The 10,337-nt window shown below is 30.1% G+C and carries 10 protein-coding genes; 3 read left to right on the top strand and 7 right to left on the bottom strand.

What is annotated here, in order from left to right:
- Nucleotides 1-2: 2 nt before the first annotated feature.
- A complete protein-coding gene (locus N1F73_RS01480; protein WP_259289863.1) occupies nucleotides 3-233 on the bottom strand; it encodes a hypothetical protein in 231 nt (76 codons plus the stop codon).
- Between the two features lie 321 nt (nucleotides 234-554).
- On the opposite strand from N1F73_RS01480, the gene serS reads away from it, so the two are divergent.
- Nucleotides 555-1,823: a serine--tRNA ligase gene (serS, locus tag N1F73_RS01475; RefSeq protein ID WP_260359625.1), complete on the top strand. Its 1,269-nt coding sequence runs from the start codon at nucleotides 555-557 to the stop codon at nucleotides 1,821-1,823.
- A 248-nt stretch (nucleotides 1,824-2,071) separates the two neighbouring features.
- On the opposite strand, the gene nusG is transcribed toward serS, so the two are convergent.
- The 6 genes from nusG to N1F73_RS01445 form a co-directional block, all read right to left on the bottom strand.
- The gene (gene nusG, locus N1F73_RS01470) at nucleotides 2,072-2,674 is read right to left on the bottom strand and encodes a transcription termination/antitermination protein NusG (protein ID WP_259289865.1); all 603 of its coding nucleotides are present in this window, start codon (nucleotides 2,672-2,674) and stop codon (nucleotides 2,072-2,074) included.
- A gap of 10 nt (nucleotides 2,675-2,684) precedes the next feature.
- Nucleotides 2,685-2,894, bottom strand: coding sequence for a preprotein translocase subunit SecE (gene secE / locus N1F73_RS01465; protein WP_259289866.1), 210 nt, complete (start codon nucleotides 2,892-2,894; stop codon nucleotides 2,685-2,687).
- A complete protein-coding gene (rpmG, locus tag N1F73_RS01460) occupies nucleotides 2,894-3,043 on the bottom strand; it encodes a 50S ribosomal protein L33 (protein ID WP_259289867.1) in 150 nt (49 codons plus the stop codon). Before rpmG ends, secE begins: the two co-directional genes overlap by 1 nt.
- 68 nt (nucleotides 3,044-3,111) lie before the next feature.
- On the bottom strand, nucleotides 3,112-3,681 hold the full coding sequence (locus N1F73_RS01455) for a hypothetical protein (protein ID WP_260359623.1): 570 nt from the start codon (nucleotides 3,679-3,681) through the stop codon (nucleotides 3,112-3,114).
- Between the two features lies 1 nt (nucleotide 3,682).
- Nucleotides 3,683-4,399 carry a 23S rRNA (guanosine(2251)-2'-O)-methyltransferase RlmB gene (gene rlmB, locus N1F73_RS01450; protein WP_396888675.1) on the bottom strand — a complete coding sequence of 239 codons (717 nt, stop codon included), beginning with the start codon at nucleotides 4,397-4,399 and terminating at the stop codon, nucleotides 3,683-3,685.
- Between the two features lie 23 nt (nucleotides 4,400-4,422).
- Complete coding sequence (locus tag N1F73_RS01445) at nucleotides 4,423-5,652, bottom strand: class I tRNA ligase family protein (protein ID WP_260359621.1); 1,230 nt, start codon at nucleotides 5,650-5,652, stop codon at nucleotides 4,423-4,425.
- A gap of 148 nt (nucleotides 5,653-5,800) precedes the next feature.
- Between N1F73_RS01445 and parE the strand changes: the two genes are divergently transcribed.
- Together parE and parC are read left to right on the top strand one after the other, a co-directional pair.
- Nucleotides 5,801-7,714 carry a DNA topoisomerase IV subunit B gene (parE, locus tag N1F73_RS01440; RefSeq protein ID WP_260359619.1) on the top strand — a complete coding sequence of 638 codons (1,914 nt, stop codon included), beginning with the start codon at nucleotides 5,801-5,803 and terminating at the stop codon, nucleotides 7,712-7,714.
- A 25-nt stretch (nucleotides 7,715-7,739) separates the two neighbouring features.
- Nucleotides 7,740-10,316 carry a DNA topoisomerase IV subunit A gene (gene parC, locus N1F73_RS01435; protein ID WP_260359617.1) on the top strand — a complete coding sequence of 859 codons (2,577 nt, stop codon included), beginning with the start codon at nucleotides 7,740-7,742 and terminating at the stop codon, nucleotides 10,314-10,316.
- Nucleotides 10,317-10,337 lie beyond the last annotated feature (21 nt).

The following is a 10,337-nucleotide window of genomic DNA, read 5'->3' as shown; positions in this document are numbered from 1 at the left end:
CTTTATTTATTGAATCAATGGAAAATACCATGTACTCTTTGTTGTGTTGTAAGCAACAAACCGTCTTGTTGAGTACCTCTGTAAATTAAAAAATCCGCTAAATATGCAATAGAAACTGCAAGTATTAATAGAAAAATAATTGCAAAAACGATTGTAAGAATAGTCATAGCTTTTCCTTCGCTATTTCGACTTGATTTTTTTTCAAAATCAGTTGTTTTTAATTCATCAACCATAATACCTCCTTAAATAATATGTATATTTATTTAATATTAATATAAATAGACATACAATCTTCCGTATAATACAAAATTTTATGAAATTCAAAAGAATTAATTTTAAATTAGGTAAAAACTAATAATTTTGCTTGTATTTACTGAAAAAAACACCAAAAACACTGAATAATTACAGGTTTTTAACCAACAAAATTGAGCAGTGTTATTCACAATGGCAACAAAATTAATATTTTAAAATGTGTGTTCTTAATATTAATCAAACGCAAAAAGTGTATAATATTTAAATATTAATTTAGACATTAATTCAAATTTAGGAGAGATATGTTAAACATCAAATTTATTCAAGAAAATAAAGAAAAAGTTAGAAAAAATTTAGCAAACAGAAATTTTGATTTAAGTGTATTTGATAATCTTGTTGATTTATTGGAACAACGTGGTAAATTGATGCACGATGCTCAAACAAAACGTGCTGAATTATCAAAATTTACTAAAGAAGAATTTGCAAACGCAAAAGGTGATAAAGAAAAAATATCTAGATTAAAAATCAAAGCGGCAGAACTAAAAAAAGAGCAAGTTGAATTAGAGAAAAAAGCTCAAGAAATAGATGAAGCTTCTAATCAATTACTTTGAACAATACCTAATGTTACATTGGAAAGTGTACCAGTTGGTAGAAGCGATAAAAATAATGTAGTAATCGCAACTCACGATAATTTAGGCAAAGGATTGGTTGTTAAATCAAAACCACATTACGAGATAGCTAAGAATTTGAATTTAATTGATTTTGAGCGTGGTGTTAAACTATCAGGAACTAGATTTGTAGTTTACACCGGCTTAGGTGCTAGATTAGCTAGAGCAATCCAAAACTTCTTATTAGATTTACACACTAGCGACGGTTATGAAGAATTTTCTACTCCTGTTATAACTAAGCCAAATATTCTTTTTGGAACAGGACAATTACCTAAATTTAAAGAAGATCTTTTCAGCGTTGATGGTAACGATTGATACTTAATCCCTACAGCCGAAGTAACTTTAACTAATCTACTAAATAACGAAATTGTTGATTTATCTAAACCACAAAGATATACAGCATTCACTGAATGTTTTAGATCTGAAGCGGGAAGTGGCGGTAAAGATACAAAAGGAATAATCAGATTACATCAATTCAAAAAAGTTGAATTAGTAAAAATAACCAACGAAAAAGATGCTTTAATTGAATTCGAACAAATGTTAGCACAAGCTAAAAAAGTTTTAGAATTATTAGAACTTCCATACCGTGAAGTGTTATTGTGTACTGGCGATACAGGTTTTTCATCAAGAAAAACAATTGATTTAGAAGTATGACTTCCTTCTGAAATTCAATACCGTGAAATCTCTTCTGTTTCATATATGGGTGATTTTCAAGCAAGACGTGCAATGATAAGATATAAAGACGAAAACGGAAATAATCAATACGCACACACAATGAATGGTTCTGGTTTAGCGATTGACAGATTAATTGCTGCTATTTTAGAAAACTATCAAAACGAAGACGGCTCTATTACTGTTCCAGATAAGTTAATTCCATATATGGGAACTCATATTATCAAATAATAAACTAATATTAAACCTAAAAATACCGTGGCTTATGCCAAAGTATTTTTTCATTACACTAAACGCAGTATTATTGCAAAAAATATTGGGATAATACTGCGTTTTGTTCAGTAAATATACACGGCTAATAATCTTTGGGAAATGTCTATATTTATTGACGATAATCAATAAAAACTCTTATTTTTGTATAAAAAATCAACACTCGTGTGTTGATTTGATGATTAATTTTAATTATCAATAATATGCTTCTATTTTTCTTGACTTTCAATTACATCATAGTCAAAATCTGTTGGAACATATCTACCAAAATATTCAACTTCTACAGAAACTTTTTTAGTGTTGTCATTTGCTGATATCACTTTTCCAGTTTGACCTTTAAATGGCCCGTCGATTATTTCTACTATTTCACCAATAGCAAATTTATTTTCGGTTTTACCGTCATTAAAGTCTTTAAAGAATTTTTCTTCTGATTTGAAACTTCTTTTAATTTCTCTTAACGAAACTGGAGTTGGTTTAGCTCCCTTACCCGAAGAACCGATAAGACCTGTTACATATTGGGTGTTACGAACAACAAATCACGCCTCGTCACTCATAAACATACGAATAAAAATATAGCCACTATACATGTTAATCGTTTTAACTTTGTATTCTTCGCCGTTAAGTTTTTTTTCTGCTTCTTTGGCTGTTAAACTTGGTTTTTTAAAAATTTTAAAAGCACCATCTGGGGTAGCTTCATTATCAAAATCAGCTTCAACTTGTTCACTTATTATTCTATTTTTTAGTGATTCAACAACAATATCTTCTTTACCTGATACTGTCGAAATCATATATCATTGAAATTTTTTATCCATATTTACTCCTCTAATTAATACCTATTTTAGTTCATAGTAAGGAAATCAAGGTTGCAAAAAGCATTACTATTAACGTAAAAAGTAAGGTAAAAGCAATAACTTTTAAAAACGAAATTCAATTTGTTTTTTGTGATGGTCATCTTACTCTTTTCAATTCACGCACAAATCTTCTAAATTTAAATTTTTTCTTTTTTTCAACTTTTGGCTTGTTTTTGGTCATTATTTTTCCTCTTTATGTAAAGTATGTGTTTTACATTTTGGGCAGTATTTTTTCACTTCAATTCTTGTTAAATTACCAGAACCTTTTGTTGTTGAGTAATTTAGTGAAAAACATACAGAACAACTTAATGTAATTTTTTGCTTTTTCATATTAATTATATTTAATCTCCTTAATTTACGTTAAATAAAAAAGTGCTCAGCACTACCATTAGTATACACTATTTGCAGTAAGTGCTGAACATTTTTCCAATATTATATTGATAACTGTTTAATTTGGTCGCAGTTAATAAATTAACATATCTCGTATTTCTTAACTTATGAATTAATTTCACATTTTTGCTATTTTTCAATACCTTTTCAGTGAAAATCTTTAAATCAAGCTCGCCCAAAATTTTATCTAGTTTTTCACTAGCTGATACATCATAAACATAAAACAATTCATCGGCTGGTGTTGAAATAAAATTCGGACTACGTTTTTTACAATTTCAATATTTGAACTTATTTAAACTGAAAAATTCAATTGATTTCAATAAAAAAGTTCTTAAAGTAGCATTTTCGCTAATTTTGTAATTAGTTAACATCCTAGGAATTGTGAATAAAAACTCATAATAAATATCGCCTCAATCAAGCAAGTTTTGCGGATTGCGGTATAGCATTATTTTTACTTTTGTTTTTAGATCATGACCATATAGATAGTCAATAATCTTTATAATTTTTTCATTGTTTGATGTTCTTAACAAATTAACCAGGTCCTCATTATTCAGTTTATCTAGCTTTGAAAAGATCATTTTACCCCTTGGTTATTTGATTAATCAATAAACCGGCAGCAACTGATACGTTAAGCGATTGTACACTACCACGTTGGGGAATATAAATAATAACATCAGACTCATTCAACACCGGCTGACTAACACCATTGCCTTCATTTCCGATGACTAAAATTGTTGGTTTGTTATACTCTATCTGATCAAAATGCTCTGCATTTTCGTTTAAAGCAGAAGAATATACTCAGTATCCAACCTTTTTTAAACGTTTTAGTGCTGCAACAATATTATTTACTTTAATAAATTTAATACCAGCAAAACCACCTGAACTAATTTTTAAAACTGTTGAAGTTATGTCGGCACTTCTGTCTTTTGAAAGAATAATGTGTGTGATGCCGAATGCATTTGCAGTTCTAATTATGGCTCCTAAATTGTGTGGATCTTGAATCTTATCTAACACCAAAACATTTTGGGGTTTATCTTTTTCGATGCTATTCAATTCATGTATAAGAAAACTTTTTAAAACAGCAATAATTCCTTGATGATTTTCGCTTGTAATCTCGCTAAAAAACTCGTTGCTCTTAACAATAACATTCGCTGTTGTTTGTTGCTTAATTTTTTGTGAGAGTTTATCAGAATTGACATAAACAACATCGATTGGCAATTTATTTGTTATCGCATCATTTACTGAATTTCTTCCTCACAACATTAATTTTTCCATATTTTTGTTGCTTTTTTTCATAATATATTCCAATTCTTTATTTGTTAATAAAGACCGCTTTCCATTAATTTTTCTCTTAGTTTATCAGCGTTTTCAAAATCTTTTTTATCAACAAATACACGTCATTTTTTGTATATTTCCAATATTTCTTGATATTTTGTTACATCAGTTAGAGTGGGATGAATAATGTTAATAATTGTGTGAATATTAAGGGCATTTTCAATAGACTCTGTTTTATTGAATAATTTTAGCTCTTCATTTAATAATAAATTGTATTTAGCAAAATCATAATTTGCCAACGCTTCAAAAATTTCATTTACTTTAGGAGATCTCTGAATTTTTAAATCAGTTCCGAGTTTAGAATAAATCTTAAATATTGCTTTTTTGTACTTAGTTTCGATTGTTTGTAAATTTGATAGTAATTCTTGCGTAATATTTATTGGCGCAGTGAATTTAGCTGTTAATAACATTAGTTTATAAACTTCGACTCCGTATGCGGCAAAAAATTCACTTGGTAGCACAACATTACCTAATGATTTTGACATTTTGATACCTTCTAAATTGATCTGACCACTACGCAATCATTCTTTTGATAAATTTGATTTAAAAAGTGAATAATGTTGAATGTTTTCGTTCTCGTGATGTGGAAAGACTAAATCCATTCCACCGCCGTGAATATCAACTCCGTATGAACCAAAATGTTTGGCAATTAAAGCACAACATTCAGTATGTCAACCAGGTCTACCATCGCCAAATTTTGATGGGAATTTAATACCTTTAGTTGTTTTTTTTCATAGTGCAAAATCAGCTTTAAATTTTTTAGAGCTAAAGTCATCTTCGAATATCATTTTGTCAATGTTTTGTTTAGAAACAACACCATAGTTTTCAATATTTTTTTGAATATCAAATCAAACATTGCCACTATCATCAATATAAGCGCTTCCACTTTTAACAATATTGTCAATATAATCAATAATTAAATCAATATTATCTGTAACTTTTTCAATATGTGTGATTGTGTCAATATTAAGTGATTTTAATAAGTCAAAATATTCTTTAGTGTATTTCTCGCTAACATCTTTTTCAGTAGTGTTAGTTTGAATTGCTTTGTCAATTATTTTATCGTCAATATCTGTTATATTGTGAATCAATGAATATTCTCTACCAAGAAATTTGTGAGCTTTTAATACTAAATCAAAAGTTGTAATTGGCCGTAAATTCCCAATGTGAGGAGTACTATATACAGTCGGCCCGCATAAATAAATTTTTAACATGTCTTACATTATATATTAAAACAAGTACATTAAATTATTTGTTAAGCTCCGCAACACTAAAAACAAAAAAATATTCACAATTAGGCCAATAAAATGCATGTTTATAAATAAGAATTGCTAATAATAAAAAAAATAGTATTATTAAAATATGCAAAAGTATGATGAAAATAGTATCCAACAAATGAAGGGATTGGAAGCTGTTCGTAAGCGTCCAGGTATGTACATTGGTAGTACCGATGTAAATGGATTGCACCATTTAGTTTGAGAAATAGTTGATAACTCAATTGACGAAGCATTAGCCGGATTTGCTAATGTTATTTCTGTAATTTTAACCAAAAACGGTTCAGTGATAGTTAAAGATAATGGTCGGGGAATACCGGTTGGTAAAACCAAAACTGGTAAGACGGCAGTTGAGCGTGTATTCACTGAATTACACACAGGTGGTAAATTTGATGATAGTGCTTATAAAACATCCGGCGGTCTACACGGGGTTGGAGCTTCGGTAGTTAATGCATTGAGTAATAAATTAATTGCAACAGTGTATAAAGAAGGCGGAATTTATCAAACTGTTTTTGAAAATGGCGGTGAAATTACACAAAAAACAAAACTAATTGGCAAAACAAAAGAGAACGGGACAGCAGTAGAATTTTGACCTAATTACGAGCTTTTTAAAAGATCGAAATTAAGCTACGAAAAAATATCTGAAAGATTAAGAGAAAGCAGCTTTTTAATAGCTGGTTTAAAGATAATTTTAATTGACGAAATAAAAGACTTATACACTGAATTTCAATACGAAAACGGAATAAGTGCATTTGTTGAATTTATGAATGATTCTAAAAATCCAATAGGTGAAGTATTCACATTCAGAGAAACAAAAAGAGATATTGAGGTTGAATGCGGTTTTCAATATACTGACAGTTATAATGAAACAATTTTATCTTTTGTTAATAATGTTAAAACAAAAGATGGCGGAACACACGAAACTGGTTTGAAATCAGCATTAACTAAAACATTCAACGAAATCGCCATGGATGAAAAAATAATAAAAGGTAAAAACACTTTTGACGGCGATGATATTCGTGAGGGTCTAACAATTATTTTGAGTGTGAAAATTCCTGAAAAATATCTTGAATTTGTCAGTCAAACTAAAGAAAAATTAGGGACACCTGAAGCAAAAAGTGTGGTCGAAGAAATTGCTCTAAAACACCTTAAAATGTGAAGTGTGGAAAATAAACCTTTAGTTAAAAAAATACTGGATAAAATCAAAAAAGCATCCGAAGCTAGGGCAAATGCACGCCGTGCTCGTGCAGAGGCCAGATCAACTAAAAACGCACTAAAAGAAAAGCAAATACTTAGTGGTAAATTAACTCCGGCCCAGTCAAAGATTGCTGCTGAAAAAGAATTGTTTTTAGTTGAAGGGGATTCAGCTGGTGGGACTGCTAAAAAAGGTCGAAATAGAAAATTTCAAGCAATATTACCATTACGTGGAAAAGTGTTAAACACTGAAAAAGCCAGATTATATGAAATACTTAAAAACGAAGAAATAGCCACAATCATAAACACAATTGGTGCTGGTGTTGGTGAAGATTTCGACATCAAAAAAAGTCAATATGGCAAAGTAGTAATTATGACTGACGCCGATACTGATGGGGCACATATTCAAATATTGTTATTAACATTTTTCTTTAGACACATGCGTCAATTAGTTGATGCAGGAATGGTCTATATTGCCTTGCCGCCTTTATTCAAAATAGCAAGCGCAAAAAATAAAAAAGAAATTGTATACGCTTGAGATGAATTGGAATTAAAAGAAATTTTACAAAAAAGTGCCTTTAAAAACGCCGAGGTGCAAAGATATAAAGGGCTCGGAGAGATGAATGCTGACCAAATTTGAGAAACAACTATGAACCCTGAAACTAGAACATTAATTCAAGTAAAAATTAATGATGTTACTTTAGCTGAAAGACGTGTGTCTACATTGATGGGTGACAATGCTGAACCTAGAAAAGATTGAATCAATGCTAATGTTGAATTTAGTTTAGAAGACGATTACCAAATTTAATAAAAATGTAAGGGAAGGGATATATATGACTGATAAAAAGAAAAAAAAGATAGATGAAATAGTCGATAATATTGTTGCGGAAAACATTGATGCAATAATGGCCGATCGTTTTAGCAGATATTCTAAATATATCATTCAGCAAAGAGCCTTACCTGATGCGCGTGACGGTCTAAAACCAGTTCAGAGAAGAATCCTTTATTCAATGAGTGAACTGGGTCTGTTTGCTAATAAACCTTTCAAAAAATCAGCCAGAGTTGTAGGGGATGTTATTGGTAAATATCACCCACACGGCGATAGTTCTATTTATGAAGCAATGGTTAGAATGGCTCAAGATTGAAAAATCGGTCACACCTTAATCGAAATGCATGGGAATGTCGGTAGTATCGATGATGACCCTGCTGCTGCCATGCGTTATACAGAAGTGAGATTGGCTAAAATCAGTGAATATATACTCGGAGATTTAAAGAAAAATACAGTAAAATACGCGCCAAACTTTGATGATAGTGAAAAAGAGCCGGTTGTTTTACCTTCAATAATTCCTAATTTATTGTTAAATGGAGCTAAAGGTATTGCTTCGGGTTATGCGACTGACATGCCACCACACAATTTAAACGAAATTATTGACGCCTCAATCGAATTGATTAAAAATCCGTTAATTACATTACCTGAATTAATGAAATATATAAAAGGCCCTGATTTTCCCACAGGTGGTGTAATTTATGGAAATCAAGGAATTAAAGATGCATTTGAAACAGGTAAAGGGCGTATAGTTTTAGTATCAAAATACTCAATTAAAGAAGATAAAAACAATAAATATATTGAAATTAGTGAAATTCCATATGGGGTAGTTAAAAGCAAACTTGTTAGAGATATTGACATTTTAATTTCAAGTGAAAACATTAATGGTTTACTTGAAATTAAAGATATGTCAGACCGTGATGGAATAAGCATTGTCATTACATTAGAAAAAAATGCAAATGTTGATACTATAATTAACTTTTTATTACAAAAAACAGAATTACAAGTCTACTATAACACAAACAATGTAGCCATAGTTAATAACTCGCCTCAATTGTGTAATTTACACAATTTACTAGGTCAATATATTGGGCACGTAAAAGATATTAAAACTAAAACATTAAAATTTGACTTGGCAAAATACCGTGCCAGACTTGAAATTGTGGAAGGTTTTATTAAAGTTTCCGAAATCACTGATGAAGTTATAGAAGTTATTAGAAATAGTGAGAATGGAAAGCAAGGTGTTATTGAAAATTTAGTTAAACACTTTGATTTTACAATCAATCAAGCGACAGCGATTGCTGAATTGAGATTATATAGACTTTCAAAAACTGATAAAGCGGCCTTTATCGCCGAAAAAGCCGACCTTGAAAAATTGATTAATCAATGTGAAATCTTATTGAAACACCCAAGTAAATTTGATTTATGAGTTATTGAATTATTGAAAGCAATCAAAAAAGAATTCGGTGTTGAGCGTCGTACTACTATCAATGAAGAAGAAATTAAAATTAAATATGATGAAGCCGATTTAGTTGCGAGCGAGGAAGTTCTTTTGGCAATAACAAGACACGGTTATATCAAAAGATTTTCTCCTAAAGTTAATCAATCGAATGACTGAACAACGTTTGCAATAAAAGAAGAAGATCGAATCATTTTCAATAATAAAGTAAACACAACTGACAGCTTATTAGCTTTTACTAATATGGGAAATTATGCTCTAATACCTGTTTATAAATTGCAAGAAAGCAAATGAAAAGAGTATGGCTCACACCTATCTGAATTTGTTGAGTTATTGTCTGGCGAAGAGGTTGTTTCAGTTATAGCTGTTTCCGATTTTGAAATTGAAAACTATGTTTGCTTATTCAGTCGCGAAGGGCAAGGAAAACGTGTGTTATTGAAAGATTTTTATGTTTCACGAAATAGCAAAACATTCACTGCTTTATTGTTAAAAAACAATGATGAATTAGTCGGAGCTAAACTTTCGGATGGAAACAAAAGTATTCTTATTGCTACTAAAAAAGGGCTTGGTTCTTTATACAGCGAAGCGGATTTACAAGTCTATGGTGCTAAAGCAGCGGGAGTGAAATCGTGTTTTTTATCAGGCACAGATTTAATTGCTGATTTTGCTCTGGTCAATAAAAACGATATTGTCAATATTATTGCGAACGAAAAATATATTAAACGTATAAAAGTGTCAAATATTTCTAAAGTGTCTAAAAAACACCTTGGAAAACCGTTATTCCCTCAATTTAAAACAAAACCATTGACAATTCACGACATGATAACAAACGATGAAAGTTTTGAAATCTTTGTGAAAAATCAAAATAACGAAATAATTATCGAAGACATTTCTGATTATCCAGTTTCAACAGCTGAAGAAGGATTTTCAAAAATAAAAATTGATGCAATCCTAAACACTTCATTCAAATATGGTTCTTTAACAAAAGAAAAACCAAAAACAATTAAAAAAGAAACCAATAAAATTGAAACTAATGAGAAAAACAATAATACATACTCGGACAATCTTGATGATGTTTTAGATATGGATGTTGACGCAATTCTTAAAAAATACGATATTGATTAAACTTTTTCAAATCAAACAAAA

Origin of the sequence: Mycoplasma sp. HS2188 (assembly GCF_025209835.1) — a bacterium.
Taxonomy (GTDB): Bacteria; Bacillota_I; Bacilli_A; order Mycoplasmatales; family Metamycoplasmataceae; genus Mycoplasmopsis.
Note: the sequence above shows the minus strand (reverse complement) of the source record. Positions and strands in the feature narration are given on the sequence as shown.